The organism is Pseudomonas sp. GW822-FHT02E03, from assembly GCF_058802325.1.
The window spans coordinates 1-20361 of the sequence record NZ_JBXAOA010000061.1; the positions used below are offsets into that span (position 1 = coordinate 1).

Consider the following 20361-nt stretch of genomic DNA (forward strand, 5'->3'; position numbering starts at 1 on the left):
CCCCCCCCCCCCCCCCCCCCCCCCCCCCCCCCCCCCCCCCCCCCCCCCCCCCCCCCCCCGCTCCCACATGGATTGCGCTTAACTGACTGGCATCAGGACTGAACCTTGAGCCACGCGTGCAATAACAAGGAATGAATGATGAACGATCAACACTGGGGCCCATCCATCAGTGCCGACATCGTGGTAATAGGCGGCGGGACCGCCGGCATTGGTTTGGTTGCCAGCCTGCTGAAACGCGATCCGGGTTTAAACATCACCGTCATCGAACCCGACAGCCAGCATTACTACCAACCGGCGTGGACGCTGGTGGGCGGCGGTGCTTATGCAGTGAAAAACACCGTGCGCCCGATGTCCTCGGTGATGCCGCGCCAAGCCACCTGGCTGCAGGCGTGCGTGACTGACATCGCCCCCGACAGCAAACAGCTGACTCTCGATGATGGCTGCACCGTCAGTTACCGGAACCTCGTTGTCTGTCCCGGTCTGCGCCTGGCCTGGGAGAAAATCGAAGGCTTGCAGGACACCCTCGGCCAGAACGGCGTGACCTCCAATTACAGCTATCGGCACGCGGCCTACACCTGGGAACTGGTCCGGGGATTGCGCGGCGGCAAAGCGATCTTCACTCAGCCAGCGGTGCCGATCAAATGCGCTGGTGCGCCGCAGAAAGCCTTGTACTTGTCCTGCGATCACTGGCGCAAAACCGGTGTTTTGAGCAAGTTCGACGTCGAGTTCAATCTGGCTGGCGCTGCGTTGTTCGGCGTGGCGACATTCGTGCCGCCGTTGATGAAGTACATCGAAAAGTACAACGCCCGGCTGGCTTTCAATTCCAATCTGGTCAAGGTTGACGGGCCGTCGAAAACTGCGTGGTTCGAGGTCAAGGACGCTGCAGGTGTCGTGACCGTAGTAGAAAAAACCTTCGACCTGCTGCACGTCGTGCCGCCTCAGGTCTCGCCGGATTTCATCCGCCAAAGCCCGTTGGCCGACGCCGCTGGCTGGTGCGAAGTGAACCCGCACAGCCTGCAACACGTGCGCTATACCGACGTCTTTGCCTTGGGCGATGTCTGTTCCACCAGCAACGCGAAAACTGCCGCCGCGGCGCGCAAGCAGATCGTCGTGGTAGCGCAAAACCTGCTGGCCCTGCGCAAGCAACAGCCGTTGCCACTCAAGTACGACGGCTACGGTTCCTGCCCGCTGACGGTGGAGAAGGGCAAGGTGATTCTCGCCGAGTTCGGTTACGCCGGTAAGTTGCTGCCGACCTTTCCCCTCGACCCGATTGTGCCGCGCCGTTCAGCCTGGTTCCTCAAGGCGACCTTGCTGCCGTGGTTCTACTGGAATGGCCTGCTCAAGGGCCGTGAATGGCTGACCCATCTGTCCAAGGTTGACTGAGAGAACCCTATGTTGCTGGCCAGTTTTTTCGGCGTTGTCATGGGGCTGGTGCTGGGTTTGACCGGCGCTGGTGGCGGTATTCTTGCGGTGCCGGCCCTGGTGCTGGGGTTGGGTTTGACCATGACCCAAGCGGCGCCCGTCGCCTTGTTCGCGGTGGGCAGTGCGGCGGCGATCGGTGCGATCGACGGTTTGCGCCATGGCCTGGTGCGCTATCGCGCGGCGTTGTTGATTGCACTGCTGGGCGCGGTGTTTTCGCCGGTGGGCATCTACTTCGCCCATCAGTTGCCGGAAAGGGTCTTGATGATCCTGTTCAGTCTGCTGATGGTCATGGTGGCCTGGCGGATGCTGCGCCGGGAAAAGCCCGACGACGGCCCGAGCGATCACGGGCATGCCAACTGGGGCCAGAAGAACTGCATGCTCGATCAGCAGACCGGGCGCTTTTCCTGGACCGCCAAATGCACCGCAACCCTTGCAGCACTCGGCGCGGTGACCGGTGTGGTTTCGGGTTTGCTCGGGGTCGGTGGCGGCTTTCTGATTGTGCCGGCATTCAAGCAACTGACCGATGTGCAGATGCGCGGCATCGTCGCCACGTCGTTGATGGTGATCAGCCTGATCTCGGTGATCGGCGTGATCGGCGCGTTTCATGCCGGGGTGCGGATCGATGGTTTGGGTGGGTCGTTCATTGTCGCCAGCATCGTCGGGATGATCCTCGGTCGAAAACTCTGCGCGCGGGTGCCGGCTCGAGGGCTGCAGATGGGCTTTGCCAGCGTCTGCGTGGTGATCGCTGTTTACATGCTGTTCAGGGCGAGTTTCTGACCGATAGGCGCCGGGCTTGTCGGCGAGGGCGGACAGAAGGACGCTTTCGCCGGCAAGCCTGGCTCCTACAAAAAACAGCCCTGGGGTGCATAGGCCTACACCCTAAGTTCCGAGCCTTGCCGAGTAGCGGTCTTACGCCGTAATTGTCGCGCATTGCCGGCCATTCCAAAGCACTTCAAAACCGCCCCCAAGGCAGCGTATGACACCGCCGGTCCACTTTCGATAATCGCCTCCGACATCAAGTCCCCCGTTGCGGAGCGCGTCATGCACAACAATAAGAACTTCAAGCATCGTTTCTTGCCGGCCTTCATCGCCAGCCTGTCGTCCCTTGGCCTGAGCTCAATGGCCGAAGCCGAAATCATGCTGTACGACAAGGACCAGACCACGTTCTCCACGGATGGCTACATCAACGCCTTCTACGTGAACAGCGACGTGGACCGGGCCGGCGAGCAGTACGACCGGCGCCAGGCGCGGGTGAAGATGGGATTTCTGCCCAACTACCTGGGCTTCAACATGGGCAAGCAGGTCGATGACCTCAAGCTCGGCGCCCGCGCCTCGTTCTGGGTGACCATCAACGACAGCGAAACCAACGGCACCGACACCGCCATCGACGTGCGGCAGTTCTACGGCACGGTGGCCAATCCGGAGTGGGGCGAGGTGCTGATCGGCAAGGACTTTGGCCTGTTTGCCCGCTCCAACATCCTGCTCGACGAATTGCTCGCCGGTTATGGTCAGGTCAGCGATACGTTGGGCCTGGTGGACGGCGGCGGGGTGTCGTTCGGCAACATCGGCAGCGGCTACCCGTACCCGTTCCCGACCTCGCAGATCACCTATCGAACCCCGGTGATGGACGGCTTGCGGGTGGCGGTGGGGATCATGGACCCGGTCGACACCAATGACAGCAGCGCGACGGGCAAGGCGTATCAGGAGAACCCGCGCACCGAGAGCGAGATCACCTATCAGTTCGACCTCGGCGGGGCGAAGATTTACAGCTGGCTCAACGGCAGCTACCAGACTTCGGACAACACCGATTCCAGCGTCGAGTCCGTCACCTCCAAAGGCGTCGGCTACGGCGTGCAGGCGAAGATGGGCGGGCTGTCGCTGACCGGCTCCGGCTTCCAGGCCAAGGGCATCAACCCGTTCTTCACCAACAACGCCGGCGAGCCGACCCTGCGCAATGTCGACAGCGACGGTTACCTGTTGCAGGGCTCCTACAAACTGGGCAAAAACCGCCTGGCCCTGTCTTACGGCAAGACCGAGGACGACGGCAACGGCGTGGTCGGCAGCGGCGCCGATTACGAGACCCGCGGCATTGCACTGTTCCATGACGTCAACGACAACCTGAAACTGGTGGCCGAGTACAACCAGTTCGAAATCAACGGTCACGACACCAGCGCCCAGAATGAAGACACCGATACGTTTGCGGTGGGGGCGGTGTTGACCTGGTAACTGGCTGACTAACCACTACTTGTGGCGAGGGAGCTTGCTCCCGTTGGGTCGCGAAGCGACCCCCCGATTCTAGTCGCGCATCGGCCAGAATTTGGGGGACTGCTTCGCAGTCCAGCGGGAGCAAGCTCCCTCGCCACAAAAGTGTCAGCCATCAAACTTTCAATCCCCCGGCTCTCATCCCATCGAACCACCCACCCGCTACCCAAGTAGCATTCGCCGCCGCCCGCAGGCTTCGTACACTCGTGCCTCATACAGGCGCACCGGCGAGGGGCGAGGATGCAGCAGGTTCAGAACGACGGTGTGGTCAGTGGCATGTCCCAGGCCACGGATGCCCAGCAAGCGGCTCAGGATCTGGCGCGACAACTCTTGCACCCCCACTTGGGTTTCGTGCTGTTCTTCTGTTCCGCCGAGTACGACTTGCAGGCGCTGGGGCAGGCGTTGCAACAGAGCTTCGGCGGCATTCGCCTGGTGGGCTGCACCAGTGCCGGAGAAATCACCCCCCAAGGCTATGGCCGCAGCTGCGTGACGGCGGTGGGGTTCGATCATCGGCACTTTTCCATCTCCACCGAACTGATCGACGAGATGGAGCATTTCAGCCTGATCGATGCCCAGCAAATGGTCGAGCGATTGGTCAGTGGCTGTCGCAGTAACACCCTGGCGCCGATCAAGGGCAACAGCTTTGCCCTGACCCTGCTCGATGGCTTGTCCAGTCGTGAAGAAATGGTTCTGGCGGCCTTGAGCGCGGCGTTGGGCGACATTCCGCATTTCGGCGGATCGGCCGGCGACGACAACTACCTGACCCACACCCATGTGTATTTCGGCGGCGAATTTCACAGCGGCGCGGCGGTGGTGGTGCTGGTCAATACCTGGCTGGACTTCGAAGTCTTCACCACCCACCACATTCTGCCCAGGGCCGAGAAACTGGTGGTCACCGCTGCCGACAGCGCCTCGCGCCAGGTGTTCGAACTCAACGCTGAACCGGCTGCCGAGGAGTACGCCCGACACATCGGCGTCGCGGTGGCCGACCTCGATTATCGGATGTTTGCCGCGCATCCGTTGGCGGTGCGAATCAACGATCAGTATTACGTGCGGGCGATCCAGCAGGTTCATCCGGACCTGAGCCTGAGTTTTTACTGTGCGGTGGAAAACGGCATCGTCCTTACCGTCATGACCCCCGGCCCCATGCTGCCGAATCTGCAAAACCTGTTCGACGGTTTGCAGGAGCGTCTCGGGGACCTGTTGCTGACCATCGGCTGCGACTGTTTTCTCAGGCGTCTGGAACTGGAAGACGGTGGCAATCTCGAGCAGATCGGTGCGTTCTTGCGGAAGCAACGGGTGATGGGTTTCAACACCTACGGAGAACAATTCAATGGCATGCACATCAACCAGACCTTCACCGGGGTTGCCATTGCCCGAGGCCGCACCCCTGGACAGCGCTGACCTTCAGGCGCAGATCGCCAGCCTGCGCCGCGAAAACCACAAATTGCAGCGCATCAACGGCGCGCTGATCGAACGCATCGAATCCGGCATTACCCGGGGCAACGACCCGTATGCCGCGTTCCAGCATTCGGTGGTGCTGGCCGAGCAGGTGCGTGAGCGCACCGATGCCCTGAACCAGGCCATGGCCGAACTCAAGGCCGGCAATCATTTGCTCAGCGAGGCACGGCTGCGGGCCGAAACCGCCCATCAACACTTGATCGACGCCATCGAAAGCATTTCCGACGCCTTTGTATTGTTCGATGCCGAGCAGCGGATCGTGCTGTTCAACAGCCGCTTCAAGGCGTTTTGGGGCAACAGCCGGGTGCGGATCAACGCCGGCATGCGCTTGCGCGAGGTCAAGCGGTTGATGACCTCGACCGGACTGTTCAGCGAAGAACCCCGCGGGCATGCCGACGAAAACCTGCTCTATCGTCTGCACAACGGGCGCTGGCTGCAAGTTAGCGAACGGCCGACTCAGGAAGGTGGGCGGGTGATCCTGTTCACCGACATTACCGACGTCAAACTCAGCGAAACCCTGCGCCGCGAGCAGGCGGTGGCGCAGAAATCGCACTTGTTGCAGCGGGCGGTCGACAACCTGTCCCAAGGGGTGGCGATGGTCAACGCCGAGGGCATTCTGGAACTGTGGAACCGGCGCTTCCTGGAGCTCAGCGGCCTGGCCCCGGTGGCGGCCCATCGACCGTTCGCCGAAGTGATCGCCGACAGCGAATTGAACCTGCTGACCCCGGCCAGTCGCGATCAAAACGGGCGGCACGTGCAGGAATGCGAGCAGCGCCTCTACGATGGCCGGGTGCTGGAAATCCGCACCCATCCGTTGCCCACCGGCGGTTTCGTCAACACCTTCACCGACATCACCGAACGCTACCAGCATGCCGAAGCCCTCAGCGAAAGCGAGCGCTGGATTCGCCTGATCACCGACCATGTGCCGGCGCTGATCGCCTACCTGAATGCCGATCTGGTTTATGAATTCACTAACAAAGTCTACGAGGAATGGTACTGCTGGCCCCGAGGCGTGATGCTCGGGCAGAGCCTGCGCGAAGTTCACAGCGAGCAGCATTATCAGCGCCTGGAAGCCTACGTGGCCCGAGCCCTGGCGGGTGAGAGCGTGACGTTCGAGTTTGCCGAAACCAACATCAACAATCAGGAGCGCTACATGCTGCGCTCCTACGTGCCCAATCGCCTGGCCACTGGAGAAGTGGTGGGGATTTTCGTGTTGATCCGCGACATCACCGAGCGCCGCCGCACCGCCGAGGCGCTGCATCAGGCCTATCAGAACCTTGAGTTGCGGGTGCGCGAACGCACCACCGAGCTGACCACCCTCAATGACCAATTGCTGCGCGAAATCGACGAGCGTCGTCGGGTGGAGTCACGCTTGCGCGAGGCCAAGCTCGAGGCCGAGCAGGCCAACTTGTCGAAGACCAAGTTTCTCGCAGCGGTCAGCCACGACCTGCTGCAACCGCTGAATGCCGCGCGGCTGTTTACCAGCGCCTTGCTGGAGCGCCGGGAGCCGGTGGCCAACGAGACGCTGGTGCGCAACGTCAGCAATTCCCTGGAAGACGTGGAAAACCTGCTGGGCACGCTGGTGGACATTTCCAAACTCGATGCCGGGGTGATCAAGGCCGACATTGCGCCATTCGCCCTCAGCGAATTGCTGGAAAACCTCGCCGCCGAATACACCCAAGTGGCCCGCAGCGAAGGCCTCGAGCTGCATTTCATTCCGTGTTCGGCGCTGGTGCGCAGTGACATTCAGTTGCTCGCGCGGATTCTGCGTAATCTGCTGAGCAATGCCATTCGCTACACCTACAGCGGGCGTGTGGTGCTGGGTTGCCGACGTCATCATCAGCGGCTGACCATCGAGGTCTGGGACAGCGGCATGGGCATTGCTGAAAACCGTCTGGAGGAGATTTTTCAGGAGTTCAAACGCGGTGACGTGCAGCGTCCGGATCAGGATCGCGGTTTGGGGCTGGGCCTGGCGATTGTCGAGAAAATCGCGCGCATTCTCGGCCATCGGATTCATGTGCGTTCGTGGCCGGGCAAGGGCTCGATGTTTTCCGTCGAAGTGCCGTTGAGTGCCACGGCGCCCAAGGCGTTGCCGAATCTGCTGATGAGCGAACCGATGCTCGAGCGCCTGCGCGGTGCACGGGTGTGGGTGCTGGACAACGACGCGGCGATTTGCGCGGGGATGCGCACCTTGCTCGAAGGTTGGGGCTGCCGGGTGATCACGGCGCTGTCGGAGGAGGACCTGGCGCGGCAAGTGGATAATTATCACGACGAAGCCGACCTGCTGATCGCCGACTATCACCTGGATGACGAGAAGAATGGTGTCGACGCCGTGGCCCGCATCAACGCCCGTCGCGCTTCAGCGATCCCGGCAATGATGATCACCGCCAACTACAGCAACGAACTCAAACAACAGATCCGCGAACTGGGCCACACCCTGATGCACAAACCGGTGCGGCCGATGAAGCTCAAGACGGCGATGAGTCATTTGCTTGGTAGGTCTTGAGCTGATCGTCTGATCGTTCCCACGCTCTGCGTGGGAATGCCTCAATGGACGCTCTGCGTCCGCTTTGGGACGCGGAGCGTCCCGGGCTGCATTCCCACGCGGAGCGTGGGAACGATCGATGTGAGTCTCAGCGCCGCAAATACGACCCGAAATCAATATCCCCGGCACTCAAAATCGCCTGTACCCGATTGTGCACATTGAGCTTGCGCAATATTGCCGAGACGTGGGCCTTGACCGTGGTTTCGGCGATTTCCAGGGTGTAGGCGATCTGTTTGTTCGATTCGCCCTTGGTCATGCGCTCAAGCACCAGCAGCTGCTTGCGGGTCAGCGCCTGGAGCAATTCGGGCGGGAAGCTCGGGGTATCATTCATCCGGCGATGGGTGCTGCTTTTTTGCGTGCGGATAATGTCCGGTGGCAGGTACACATTGCCATTGAGGATCTGCTGGATGGCGTCGGTCATCTGCACCCGAGGCGAGGACTTGGTGATAAACCCCACCGCGCCATAGGTGATGGCTTGCAGCACGATTTGCTTGTCCTGCTCGGCCGAGACGATCACCACCGGAATGGTCGGCGCCTCGTTGCGCAGGTTGATCAGGCCATTGAGGCCGTGCATGCCGGGCATGTTCAGGTCGAGCAGGATCAGGTCCAGGTCATCGTGTTCCTGGGTCAGGGCCAGGGCACTGTCGAGGTCGGCGGTTTCCATGACCTCGCTGCCGGGGAAACCGTCGCTGATGACGTTATGAATGGCTTCGCGAAACAGCGGGTGATCGTCGGCAATCAGAATTTTGTACATGGCCTTTCACCTCATTATTTTTGATCCGGGTGTGGCTACAACACGCAAGCGCTCACGTCAGGGAAAGGGCTCGGGCCGGGCCGGCGTCACGGGCAGGTTCGCCGCTTGCCAGGCATCCAGTCCGTCGCGGTACCAATACAGTGTTTTATAGCCTATGGACGCGGCGCGTTTTACCGCGTTCCAGCTCAACCAGCAATCGGAGCGGCAGTAAAAGACCAACGGTCGCGTCAGGTCGCCCGCCGTCAATTGTTGCAGGTGGCGCGCGAAATAGTCCTGCCACGGGGGCGCCAGGTCACCGTCACCGGTATTGGCCAGCCAGTGGCTGCCGGGCAGGTTTTCATGGGGTTGGTCTTCGATGAAACGGCCTTGCAGCCATTGCCGGCGATAGACATCGATCAGCAGCGGATGGGGCGTGTGCTTGAGCAGGTTTTGCAGGGCAGGCGTGTCGATGATACTCGCGCCCTGGAGCTGAGTCGGGGTCGGGCTGCGGTACAGACCGATGCGATAACCCTCGGCGGAGAACAACGCCGTTTCGGCCTGCGCCGCGCCCAGCAACAGGCTCAGCGACAACGCGGCGAGAGAAGGGCACAGCAGAACACGTCGGGCACGCGGCATGGGGGTCAGTCCTTATAGTTATGAACCCATTACATGCCAGTAGCGGTGCGTTGTGAATGCGACGATAGACAGGTAAACCAGTACTAAAGTAGTAATTTTGTGTTGTTCAACACAAATCACACTGGATTATTTGTGAACACAAAATATGTGAACACCTCAGAACTGTGGGAGCTGGCTTGCCTGCGATGAGGTCATCACATCCAGCTCTGATGTTGACTGATACATCGCTATCGCGGGCAAGCCCGCTCCCACAGGGGAATTGTGTTGTTAGCTGGTTTTGCGCAGGGCCGCATGCTGGGGGTTGAAGGTGAGTACGGCGAGCAGGGTGAATATCAGTGTCAGCCCCGCACATACCGCCAGCGCCACCGGGTTGAAGCGTTCATACAGCGCAAACCGCACCAGTTCCACCGCACGAGTAAAGGGGTTCAAGGCGCACAGCCAATACAGCCACTCGCTGGACTCGCGCATTTTCCACAGCGGATACAGCGCCGACGACAGGAAAAACAGCGGGAAGATCACGAAGTTCATCACTCCGGCAAAGTTCTCCAACTGGCGGATGGCGTTGGACAGCAACAGGCCCAGCGCGCTGAGCATCAACGCCACCAGCAGCAATGCCGGCAAGGCCAGCAACAAACCCATGGCCGGCGGTTGCACACCGTACAGCCAGGCAATCGCCAGAAAGGCATACACCTGCAACAACGAAATCAGCGAGGTGGCCAGCAATTTGCTGCACAGCAGGAAGGTCCGGGGCAGGGGGCTGGTCAGCAGCACGCGCATGCTGCCCATCTCCCGGTCGTAGACCATCGACAGCGAACCTTGCATGCCGTTGAACAACAGGATCATGCAGGCCAGGCCCGGGATGATGTAAACCTCATAGGGAATGTAAGTGTCGTAGGGCTCGATGATGGCGATGCCGAGTGCCGCGCGAAAACCGGCAGCGAACACCAGCAGCCACAGCAACGGCCGCACCAGCGCGCTGAGAAACCGCGTGCGCTGCAACACAAAGCGCAGCCATTCGCGCAGTACGATACCGCTGAAACATTGCCAGTAGGCGTTCATTGGGCGGCTCCTGAAGTCGTCAGTCGAGTGAAGGCCGAACCGAGGTCGCCGCCATGTTCCAGGCTCAACGCCTCAGCCTGTCCGCTGGCCACCAACCGCCCTTGGTGCAGGATCAGCAAGTCGTCCCTGGGCTGCACTTCATCCAGCAAATGAGTGGTCCAGAGCACGCTGAGGGTGTGCTCGCGGCACAGGCTGCGGATGTGTTGGTTGAGCGCCATACGACTGGCTGGATCGAGGCCGACGCTGGCCTCATCGAGCAGCAACAGGCTTGGCTCATGCAGCAATGCACGGGCGATTTCCACCCGGCGGCGATGGCCGCCATTGAGATTACGCACCCGTTCGCCACGGCGCTCGGTCAGGGCCTGGCGCGCCAGCTCGGCGTCGACTCGCAGGTTGGTCTGGCGCCGGGACAGGCCATGCAGCGCGGCGTGATAACGCAGGTTTTGCTCGACGCTGAGGTCCAGATCCAACGTGCTTTGCTGGAACACCACGCCCAATTGCTTGAGCGCCGGGCGTGCGGCATTGCGCAACGAACAGCCGCCGACCCGAATATCACCACGCTGCACATCATAAAGGCGGGTGAGCAGGGCAATCAGCGTCGACTTCCCCGCACCGTTCGGTCCGAGCAGCGCCGCAAAGCGCCCCGCTGCCAGATTGAAACTCACCTGACGCAAGGCCTCCCGCGCGCCGTAAGCGAAACTCAGGTCGCTGACTTCAAGGGCGTTCATGGCGTCACCACCACGCCCCACGGATAGCGCCCGACTTTCACCGATTTAGTGACCTTGAGGCTGTCGACATCGATCACCGATACGTCGCCGCTGACGCCATTGGTGGCCAGTAATTGCCGTTGATCCGGGGTAAACGACATCTGCCAGACCCGTCGGCCCACCAGCAGGTAATCAAGGATCTCGAAGGTCTTTGCGTCGATCACCGCCACATGATTGGCCGGGCCGAGCGCGACGAAACCGTACTTGCCGTCGGCGCTGAGTTTGATCCCCACCGGCTGGACTTTGTCCGGGTGCACGCCTTTGATCTGGAAGGTCAGGGTCTTGAGGACCTTGCGGCTGGCGACGTCGAGAATTGTCACGGTGCCGCCGATTTCCGCTGAGGCCCATAGCTGCGAGCCATCGGGATTGAATTCGACGAAGCGCGGCCGCTGATCGACCAGGGTGTTGTCGGCCAGGGTCTGGGTGCTGGTGTCGATCCAATGCAGCATGTTGGTGGTTTCACTGGTGTTCACCGCCCACTTGCCGTCGGGGCTGACGGCCATGCCTTCAGGCTCGACGCCGACGCTGATCTGCCCGAGTACTTTGGAGGTTTCGGTGTCGATCACCGTCACCAGCGCATCGTCCTCGTTGGAGACATACAACCAGCGATTGTTGGGGTGCAGCGCGAATTGCTCGGGGTCTTTGCCCGAGGGCAGTTCCTTGATGATCTTGCGCGTGGCGATGTCCATCACCTGGACCCGGTCCGAATCGCTGGCGCAGATGTACAGCAACTTGTTGTCGTGGGACAGCAACAGGCCGCGCGGGCGCTGGCCGACGGGCAGGGTGTCGGTGACTTGCAGGGTCTGCATGTCGATCAGGCTCAGGCTGTTGTCCTTTTCGTTGGAGACCCAGGCGGTGCTGGCAGCGACGTGCCCGGCGGCGAGCAGCAGGGCCCAGGAAAGCAGGGTGCGGCGCATGGCAGATTCCTTATTGTTGTTGTCGTGAAAAAAGGATCAGAGAAAGCGGCAGCTGACCTCGGCTTTGTCGTAACCCAGGCTGTCCATTTCGTTGACGGGGTGCAGGAAACCGTCTTGCGGCGAGGTGCTGACCAGCGCCCGGGGTTGCACGATGGGGATCGGTTGGCGCAACTGACCGTTCCACGGCCGATAACTGAGCTTGCGACCCTTGAAACCGTCCAGTGGCAATTGATCGCTGACTTCAAGCGTACGAATCGCCATGGCATCGGTCTGACGCAGTTTGCCCACCGCACTGGCGATGCTGCGTACGGCAATCCAGGCGGCGAAATCCCGGTCATTCATCCAGCGCCCGGCCAAGGCTTCGAAGCGTTTCTGCAATTGCGCGGCGCCGTAGGTTTCCACGGTTTTGTGCCAGCCCACCGGCGTCAGGCCCTGGGTGCCAGCGACCGGCCGTGGATACCAGGTCTGGTAGGGCACGTACTCGCCGAAGTCGCCGCGTTCATCAGCCACCAGCACCACGTCGTACTCGGCGGTCTGGGTGAACAGCGGCATGTCGGCCTGGGCGCTGCGGCGCTGATCGTTATCGAAGCTCCAGGCTTTCTCCGCCACCAGTTGCAGGCCGAAGCGTTTGGCCGCCCGGCGCAGGGCGGCGGCATAGGCTTGATCGTCCGCGGTCGGGCCGACGATCAGCAGTGCCCGCTGCCATTTGCGCAGCACCAGAAATTGCGCCAGCGCATCGGCCAGCATCGCCCGGCTAGGCAGGCTGTGCAGCACGTTCGGCAGACAATCGGTGTTGCGCAGGCTGTCATCGGGGCTGCCGGCATTGAACAGCAGGCTGTCGGGTAGCACGGCGCTGAGTCGGCGCAGGGTCTGCGCCGGTGCATTCACCACAAACAGGCGCAGGCCTTGTTCGTATTGGGCTTTGGCCGCTTCGATCAGCGCATCCGGATTGTCGACGCTGGCGCTGACCAGGCTGTAGCTGTGATTGAGAAAGCGCCCGGTACTGTTGCTGTCGGTGATCGCCAATTCGGCGCCGCGCAGGCCGGCATCGGTCGGTTCGGGAATGACGTTCGACAGCAACGGCCCAGGATCGGGGCGATAACCGAGGTAGCCGATCTGCACTTGCAGCGGTGCATCCGCCGCCTGAGTCTGGGTCGCCACCCCGGCGGCGCAGGCAATCGCCAGCAAGTAGATCAAGGCATAAGGGGCGAGCTGGCGCATAAAGGCACTCCATCACAGGTAGCGTCAGCATAGGAACCCTGGGCGGGCGGGGAAATATGCAGAAAGTACCGATGGGCCAGTACCAAGGTAGTAACTCACCCCGGGCGGCGCGGTTTTAGCATGGATTACAACGGCTATTCCTCAAGGGGGAGATTGACCATGCGGATTCTCAAGGCACTGCTCCTGCCGTTTTTGCTGATCCTGACCCTGATCGGCGTCGACAAGCTGCACGGCGCCCGACCCGTATTCGTTGGGCACGCGCCACAAGCCCTACTACCAAGGGAGTAGGCCGCGGCCACCAAAGCAGCATGGGGTTGGCGCAAAGCCGTTCCTAAGATGGGTGCCATAGCCTCTTCAAAGAGGTTTTGCGTGCAATCTTGAGGGCAGAACAATGACAACAAAACGCAACGCCTTGCTCGTTGCCGGACTGCTGGCCGGTTTCATCAACGCAGGTTCCGTCTGGGCCCACGGCAACGTGGTACCCCAAGCCGTCGAAACCCAGGGACTGACCCCGATCAAGGATGCCGGTGTGCAGGTCGATGCCGATGGTTGGGCGGCGGCGAACCCTTACCGTTCCTCCCCGGAACGCGAAAAAGCCGTGCAAATCGGCTCTTCGGCCTACAACCAGAACTGCGCGGCCTGTCATGGCCTGGAAGCCAAGTCCGGCGGCATCGCCCCGGACTTGCGCATGCTCGACGCCGGTGAGGCCGGTGATGAATGGTTCGTCGAACGCGTACGTCATGGCGCCGTGCGTGACGGCCGGGTGTACATGCCGAAGATGGCCGACTACCTGAGTCAGGAAGCCTTGTGGGCGGTACGCACCTACCTGGACAGCGTGCGCGTCGAGGAGTGACCCATGCGTTTGCTCGCGGTGTTGATCAGTGCTGTATGGCTGTGCTGCCAGACAGCGCAGGCGCAGGTCCGTAGCTATGACGAAATGATCGCCGCCGCCGAGCTGAAAGTCGCGGTGTACAAGGATTTCGCGCCCTACAGCTTTGAGAGCGCGGGCGAGGCTCGCGGAGTCGATGTCGAACTCGCCCAGGCCCTGGCCAAGGCCATGGGCGTACGCCTGAAACTGATCTGGGCACCTGCCGGGGAAAAGCTCGACGACGACCTGCGCGATTACATCTGGCGGGCCAGTCAGTTGCACAATCAGCAACTGGCCGACCTGATGATGCGCGTGCCCTACGATCGCGATTACGCACAGAAACGCAATGAACTGGGTGAACTGGAAAACGGCCATGTGGTGATGTTCGGGCCGTACCAGACCGAACAATGGCAAGTGGCCTATGACCGTCGTCGGCTGGACTCAGTGGCCAGCGTCGCGGTGTTCCAGCAACACCCGATCGGTGTTGAAGTCGACAGCGTGCCGTCGTTTTACCTGACCTCGGTGTTCAACGGCATGCTCGCCGCCAAGACCCATCACTACCCGGGCGTGCCCCAGGCGTTTGCCGCGATGAAGGCCGGTGAAGTCGACGCGGTAATGGCCATGCGCGGCGAGATCGACTGGCAAGTCCATCAGGCCGCCGACCCGCAAGTGGCGCTGGCGGAAAACGCTTACCCGAACATGGGCAAACAGCTTTGGGAGATCGGCATGGCGGTGCATGAAAGCAATCGGCAACTGGCCTACGCCGTGGAAGAGGCGCTGGAAGCGTTGATTCGCGAGGGCTCGGTGAAAGCCATTTATGCCCATTACGGCCTGCGGTATGACGTGCCCGAGATGTATCAATAGTGAACTGGCGAGCGAGTTGTCTGTTGGCCTGCTGGTTGCCCTTGGCCGCGAACGCGGTTGACGTCGAGCCGGGTAAAGACCCGGTGCCGTCGGTGATGTGGGGGTTCTATCACAAGCAGATGCTCGGCGACGCACCGTTCGTATTCGACGAGCGGGTCAAGTTGCTCGCGCCACCATTTGCCGAAGACGCCCGACAAGTACCGCTGGAAATCGATGCCCGGGCGTTCAAGGGCGAAGTGGTGCGAATCCTCGCCTGGGCCGAACTCAATCCGCTGCCGAAAATCGTCGACTTCCAACCCTTGACCGGTGTGCTGCCATGGCTGTCGATCCGCATCCGCGTTGAACAGGCCACGCCGTTGCGTGCGGCGGTACTGACCCGCGATGGGCTATGGCATGTCGGCTCGACCCTGATCGATGCGGCGGGCGGCGGTTGTACGGCGCCAAGCGTGGTGCGTACGCAACCGGGTTGGGAGGAACGCATCGGCGAAGTGCTGGGTGGCCGTTATCCCCGTGGTGAATTCAGTCGCGTGCGTTTGCAGGTGGCGCATCCGATGGACAACGGCATGGTCAGCGGTATCCCGGAATTTTTCATCAACCAGGCCGAGCTGCGCGATCAAAACGATCAATTGCTGGCGCGTCTGGAGTTGTTCCCGGCGGTCAGCGAAAACCCCAATCTGGCCTTCGATATCGAAGGGGCAGGGCAGACGCGCCTTGTGCTGCGCGACAACAGCGGCAATCAATTCGATGCGGCCATTCCCTGACAAGGAGCGAGTGATGCGCTGGATGCTGTTGTTGTTCATCAGTCTGAGCCTGCCGGCCCTGGCCGATCCCGATTACGCACTCAAGCCCCGGCAGATCGCCGAAGGCACCTGGCTGCTGGAAGGCAGTACCGACAACTTCGCCAAGAGCAATGGCGGCAACATCGTCAACACCGCGTTCATCGTCACGGAAAAAGGTGTGGTGGTCATCGACACCGGGCCGTCGAAACGCTATGGCGAGGCCCTGCGCAAAGTGATTGCGGCGACCACCGATAAACCGGTGATCCAGGTGCTGCTGACCCATCACCATCCTGATCATGTGTTGGGCAATCAGGCTTTCACCGACGTGCCGATTGGCGCCTTGGCCGGTACCACCGAACTGTTGCGGCAACAGGGTGATGCCATGGCTGAAAACATGTATCGGCTGGTGGGTGACTGGATGCGCGGCACCGAAGTGGTGTTGCCGACGCAGGTGCTGACGCCTGGCATGCACAGTTTTGGGAACCACGATCTGCGCCTACTGAGTCTGGGTGGGCACACCGGCGCGGATCTGGCTATTCTCGACCAGAAAACCGGCGTGCTGTTTGCCGGGGACCTGGTGTTTTATCAACGCGCCCTGACCACGCCCAACAGCCCGGGGCTGTCGGTGTGGCTGGCCGACATCGCGACCCTGCAGGGCTTGCCGTGGACACTGATCGTCCCCGGCCATGGGCCGGTGGCCACGGATACAAAACCGTTCGAGCAGATGCGCGACTACCTCACTTGGCTGGACCAACTGATGCGCGACGGCGCGGCCAATGGCAGCGACATGGCCGAGATGATCCGCAGCCCCATCCCCGAGCGTTTCGCCGGCATCAGCCTGAGTCGTTATGAGCTGATCCGCAGCGTCAGCCATTTGTACCCGCGTTACGAACGGGGGGAGATGAGGCGGGTGGATTCGGGCCAGCACTGATGATCGTTCCCACGCTCCCGCGTGGGAATGCAGCCCGGGACGCTCCGCGTCCCTTCCGGAGCCGAACGCGGAGCGTCCGTTGAGGCATTCCCACGCAGAGCGTGGGAACGATCAATGTCGATCACAAAATCTGCGACCGACCCGGTACTAAGGAACTAGCAATCTCAGCACTGCGGGCAATTGTTGCAAGGGCGGCGGCGCCCAAGAATCTGCACCAGACCGGGAAAATTTCCCGGGTATAACAAAAACCGCAGAGGCAGCCGTCATGACCCAACCCGCACGTCGCCAACCCTTCGTTTTGAGCATGCTGCTCAGTGCCATGCTGTTGTCTGGCCAGGCACTGGCCGCAGTCTCCGATCAAGACATCCTCCAGGATCCGAAGAATCCGGAACAGGTCGTCACCAATGGCCTGGGCGTCCAGGGTCAGCGCTACAGCCCGCTGGACACCCTCAATGTCGACAACGTGAAGGACCTGCGACCGGTCTGGGCCTTTTCGTTCGGCGGGGAAAAACAGCGCGGTCAGCAAGCGCAGCCGATGATCAAGGACGGCGTGATGTATATGACCGGCTCCTACTCGCGGGTGTTCGCGGTGGATGCGCGCACCGGCCGCAAGCTCTGGCAATACGACGCGCGCCTGCCCGATGACATCCGTCCGTGCTGCGACGTGATCAACCGTGGCGTTGCGCTGTATGGCGATCTGGTGATTTTCGGCACCCTCGACGCCAAGCTCGTGGCCCTGAACAAGGACACCGGCAAAGTCGTCTGGAGCAAGAAAGTTGCCGATCACAAGGAAGGCTATTCCATCAGCGCCGCGCCGTTGGTAATCAACGGCAAATTGATCACCGGTGTGGCCGGCGGCGAGTTCGGAGTAGTGGGCAAGATCGAAGCCTACGACCCTAAAAACGGCAGCCTGCTGTGGAGCCGGCCGACCGTCGAAGGCCACATGGGTTATGTCTACAAGGACGGCAAGGCTGTAGAGAACGGCATCTCCGGCGGCGAAGCCGGCAAGACCTGGCCGGGCGATCTGTGGAAAACCGGTGGCGCGGCCCCTTGGCTGGGCGGCTACTACGACCCGGAAACCAATCTGTTGCTGTTCGGCACCGGCAACCCGGCACCGTGGAACTCGCACCTGCGTCCTGGCGACAACCTCTACTCGTCATCGCGCCTGGCGCTGAACCCGGACGATGGCACGATCAAATGGCACTTCCAGAGCACGCCCCACGACGGTTGGGACTATGACGGCGTGAACGAACTGGTGTCGTTCAACTACAACGAAGGCGGCAAGGAAATCAAAGCCGCGGCCACGGCGGACCGTAACGGTTTCTTCTACGTGCTCGATCGCACCAACGGCAAATTCATCCGTGGCTTCCCGTTCGTGGACAAGATCACCTGGGCCAGCGGCCTGGATAAAAACGGTCGGCCGATCTACAACGACGCCAGCCGTCCGGGTGCGCCGGGCTCCGAGGCCAAAGGCAGTTCGGTGTTCGTCGCGCCAGCGTTCCTAGGGGCGAAAAACTGGATGCCGATGGCCTACAACCGCGACACCGGCCTGTTCTATGTACCGTCCAACGAATGGGGCATGGACATCTGGAACGAAGGCATCGCCTACAAGAAAGGCGCGGCGTTCCTCGGTGCCGGTTTCACCATCAAACCGCTGAATGAAGACTACATCGGCGTGCTGCGCGCCATCGACCCGAAAACCGGCAAGGAAGTCTGGCGCCACAAGAACTTCGCACCGCTGTGGGGCGGGGTGCTGACCACCAAGGGCAACCTGGTGTTCACCGGTACGCCGGAAGGTTTCCTGCAGGCATTCAATGCCAAGACTGGCGAGAAAGTCTGGGAATTCCAGACCGGTTCCGGCGTGCTCGGCTCGCCCATCACCTGGGAAATGGACGGCGAACAATACGTCTCCGTGCTCTCCGGCTGGGGCGGCGCGGTACCGCTGTGGGGCGGCGAAGTGGCCAAGCGCGTCAAAGACTTCAACCAGGGCGGCATGCTCTGGACGTTCAAGTTGCCTAAAGACCTGGTAGCCAAACACTGATCGCTGCAACTGATCGTTCCCACGCTCTGCGTGGGAATGCAGCCCGGGACGCTCTGCGTCCCAAAAGCCGAACGCGGAGCGTCCGTTGAGGCATTCCCACGCAGAGCGTGGGAACGATCACCTACTACCAAATAACGAGAATCCCCCTGCCAACGGCGCATTCGTCTGGCAGGCGGGGCTCTCTACTATCGGTTCATCGCCTGTTGGCCTGACAGGCATCGACCCAGACAGAGGCCCACCATGATCTACGCACAACCCGGAACACCCGGCGCCGTCATTTCCTTCAAACCGCGCTACGGCAATTTCATCGGCGGCGAGTTCGTCGCTCCAATCAACGGCGAGTACTTCACCAACACCTCACCGGTCACTGGTGAAGTGATCGCCGAGTTCCCGCGTTCCAGCGCCGCCGACATCGAAAAAGCCCTCGACGCCGCCCATGCCGCCGCCGATGCCTGGGGTAAAACCTCGGCGCAGGATCGTTCGCTGGTGCTGCTGAAAATCGCCGACCGCATCGAACAGAACCTGGAAATCCTCGCCGTCACCGAAACCTGGGACAACGGCAAGGCCGTGCGCGAAACCCTCAACGCCGACGTGCCTTTGGCTGCCGACCACTTCCGTTATTTCGCCGGTTGCATCCGCGCTCAGGAAGGCGGCGCCGCCGAGATCAACGAACTGACCACCGCCTATCATTTCCACGAACCGCTGGGCGTGGTCGGGCAGATCATCCCGTGGAACTTCCCGCTGCTGATGGCCGCCTGGAAACTCGCCCCGGCCCTGGCGGCCGGCAACTGCATCGTGCTCAAACCCGCCGAACAAACACCGCTGTCGATCATGGTCTTCGCCGAGCTGATCGCCGACTTGCTGCCGGCGGGCGTGCTGAACATCGTCCAGGGTTTCGGTCGCGAAGCCGGTGAGGCGCTGGCCACCAGCAAGCGCATCGCCAAGATCGCCTTCACCGGTTCCACCCCGATCGGCGCGCACATCATGCATTGCGCCGCCGAGAACATCATTCCGAGCACCGTTGAACTGGGCGGCAAGTCGCCGAACATTTTCTTCGAAGACATCATGAACGCCGAGCCGCAGTTCATCGAGAAAGCCGCCGAAGGCCTGGTGCTGGCGTTCTTCAACCAGGGCGAAGTCTGCACCTGTCCGTCCCGGGCGCTGGTGCAGGAATCGATCTACGAGCCGTTCATGGCCGAGGTGATGAAGAAGATCGTCAAGATCAAGCGCGGCAACCCGCTGGACACCGAAACCATGGTCGGCGCCCAGGCGTCCGAGCAGCAATACGACAAAATCCTCTCGTACCTGAAAATCGCCCAGGAGGAGGGCGCCGAACTGCTCACCGGCGGTGCGGCCGAGCGTCTTGAAGGCGACTTGTCGAGCGGCTATTACATCCAGCCGACCCTGCTCAAGGGCCACAATAAAATGCGTGTGTTCCAGGAAGAAATCTTCGGCCCGGTGGTGGGTATCACCACCTTCAAGGACGAAGCCGAAGCCCTGGCGATTGCCAACGACAGTGAGTTCGGCCTCGGCGCCGGCCTGTGGACCCGCGACATCAACCGCGCCTATCGCATGGGCCGGGCGATCAAGGCCGGGCGCGTCTGGACCAACTGCTACCACCTGTACCCGGCCCACGCCGCGTTCGGTGGCTACAAGAAGTCCGGTGTCGGCCGTGAGAACCACAAGATGATGCTCGACCATTACCAACAGACCAAAAACCTGCTGGTGAGCTACGACATCAATCCGTTGGGGTTCTTCTAACCCGCAAGAACACCACAAACCAAAATGTGGGAGCGGGGGGGGGGGGGGGGGGGGGGGGGGGGGGGGGGGGGGGGGGGGGGGGGGGGGGGGGGGG

17 protein-coding genes are annotated in these 20361 nt (G+C 61.5%); 11 read left to right on the forward strand and 6 right to left on the reverse strand.

The window, feature by feature from the left end; all coding sequences use genetic code 11:
• Positions 1–138 precede the first annotated feature (138 nt).
• The 5 genes from AC1RQB_RS26235 (at position 139) to nahK (ending at position 7651) form a co-directional block, all read left to right on the forward strand.
• Positions 139–1383 carry an NAD(P)/FAD-dependent oxidoreductase gene (locus AC1RQB_RS26235; RefSeq protein WP_063343406.1) on the forward strand — a complete coding sequence of 415 codons (1245 nt, stop codon included), beginning with the start codon at positions 139–141 and terminating at the stop codon, positions 1381–1383.
• A gap of 9 nt (positions 1384–1392) precedes the next feature.
• Positions 1393–2199, forward strand: a complete 807-nt coding sequence (locus AC1RQB_RS26240; RefSeq protein ID WP_063343407.1) for a sulfite exporter TauE/SafE family protein — start codon at positions 1393–1395, stop codon at positions 2197–2199.
• A 264-nt stretch (positions 2200–2463) separates the two neighbouring features.
• Positions 2464–3648: a porin gene (locus AC1RQB_RS26245; RefSeq protein WP_063343408.1), complete on the forward strand. Its 1185-nt coding sequence runs from the start codon at positions 2464–2466 to the stop codon at positions 3646–3648.
• A gap of 276 nt (positions 3649–3924) precedes the next feature.
• Positions 3925–5088 (forward strand): nitric oxide-sensing protein NosP, encoded by a 1164-nt coding sequence (nosP, locus tag AC1RQB_RS26250; RefSeq protein ID WP_063343409.1) that lies wholly within the window; start codon positions 3925–3927, stop codon positions 5086–5088.
• Positions 5018–7651 carry a hybrid sensor histidine kinase/response regulator NahK/ErcS' gene (gene nahK / locus AC1RQB_RS26255; protein ID WP_404943015.1) on the forward strand — a complete coding sequence of 878 codons (2634 nt, stop codon included), beginning with the start codon at positions 5018–5020 and terminating at the stop codon, positions 7649–7651. The genes nosP and nahK overlap by 71 nt, the downstream gene beginning before the upstream one ends.
• A 127-nt stretch (positions 7652–7778) precedes the next feature.
• On the opposite strand, the gene AC1RQB_RS26260 is transcribed toward nahK, so the two are convergent.
• The 6 genes from AC1RQB_RS26260 to AC1RQB_RS26285 all read right to left on the reverse strand — a co-directional run bounded on the left by AC1RQB_RS26260 (position 7779) and on the right by AC1RQB_RS26285 (position 13023).
• On the reverse strand, positions 7779–8444 hold the full coding sequence (locus AC1RQB_RS26260; RefSeq protein ID WP_063343411.1) for a response regulator transcription factor: 666 nt from the start codon (positions 8442–8444) through the stop codon (positions 7779–7781).
• A gap of 57 nt (positions 8445–8501) precedes the next feature.
• Positions 8502–9059, reverse strand: a complete 558-nt coding sequence (locus AC1RQB_RS26265; protein WP_063343412.1) for a PQQ-dependent catabolism-associated CXXCW motif protein — start codon at positions 9057–9059, stop codon at positions 8502–8504.
• Between the two features lie 267 nt (positions 9060–9326).
• Positions 9327–10118 (reverse strand): ABC transporter permease, encoded by a 792-nt coding sequence (locus tag AC1RQB_RS26270; RefSeq protein ID WP_063343413.1) that lies wholly within the window; start codon positions 10116–10118, stop codon positions 9327–9329.
• The gene (locus AC1RQB_RS26275; protein WP_063343414.1) at positions 10115–10846 is read right to left on the reverse strand and encodes an ABC transporter ATP-binding protein; all 732 of its coding nucleotides are present in this window, start codon (positions 10844–10846) and stop codon (positions 10115–10117) included. Before AC1RQB_RS26275 ends, AC1RQB_RS26270 begins: the two co-directional genes overlap by 4 nt.
• Positions 10843–11802: a YVTN family beta-propeller repeat protein gene (locus tag AC1RQB_RS26280; protein ID WP_063343415.1), complete on the reverse strand. Its 960-nt coding sequence runs from the start codon at positions 11800–11802 to the stop codon at positions 10843–10845. Before AC1RQB_RS26280 ends, AC1RQB_RS26275 begins: the two co-directional genes overlap by 4 nt.
• A gap of 36 nt (positions 11803–11838) precedes the next feature.
• Positions 11839–13023 (reverse strand): ABC transporter substrate-binding protein, encoded by a 1185-nt coding sequence (locus AC1RQB_RS26285; protein WP_063343416.1) that lies wholly within the window; start codon positions 13021–13023, stop codon positions 11839–11841.
• 391 nt (positions 13024–13414) lie between these two features.
• Between AC1RQB_RS26285 and pedF the strand changes: the two genes are divergently transcribed.
• The 6 genes from pedF to exaC all read left to right on the forward strand — a co-directional run bounded on the left by pedF (position 13415) and on the right by exaC (position 20267).
• Entirely contained in the window at positions 13415–13876 is a 462-nt protein-coding gene (gene pedF, locus AC1RQB_RS26290; protein WP_063343417.1) for a cytochrome c-550 PedF, read from the forward strand.
• 3 nt (positions 13877–13879) lie between these two features.
• The gene (locus tag AC1RQB_RS26295) at positions 13880–14755 is read left to right on the forward strand and encodes a substrate-binding periplasmic protein (protein ID WP_063343418.1); all 876 of its coding nucleotides are present in this window, start codon (positions 13880–13882) and stop codon (positions 14753–14755) included.
• Entirely contained in the window at positions 14755–15516 is a 762-nt protein-coding gene (locus AC1RQB_RS26300) for a quinoprotein dehydrogenase-associated SoxYZ-like carrier (protein ID WP_063343419.1), read from the forward strand. The genes AC1RQB_RS26295 and AC1RQB_RS26300 overlap by 1 nt, the downstream gene beginning before the upstream one ends.
• Before the next feature lie 13 nt (positions 15517–15529).
• Entirely contained in the window at positions 15530–16465 is a 936-nt protein-coding gene (locus AC1RQB_RS26305) for a quinoprotein relay system zinc metallohydrolase 1 (protein ID WP_207267340.1), read from the forward strand.
• A 265-nt stretch (positions 16466–16730) separates the two neighbouring features.
• Entirely contained in the window at positions 16731–18506 is a 1776-nt protein-coding gene (locus tag AC1RQB_RS26310) for a PQQ-dependent methanol/ethanol family dehydrogenase (protein ID WP_038984181.1), read from the forward strand.
• A gap of 240 nt (positions 18507–18746) precedes the next feature.
• The gene (gene exaC / locus AC1RQB_RS26315; RefSeq protein WP_008071274.1) at positions 18747–20267 is read left to right on the forward strand and encodes an acetaldehyde dehydrogenase ExaC; all 1521 of its coding nucleotides are present in this window, start codon (positions 18747–18749) and stop codon (positions 20265–20267) included.
• Positions 20268–20361: the final 94 nt, after the last annotated feature.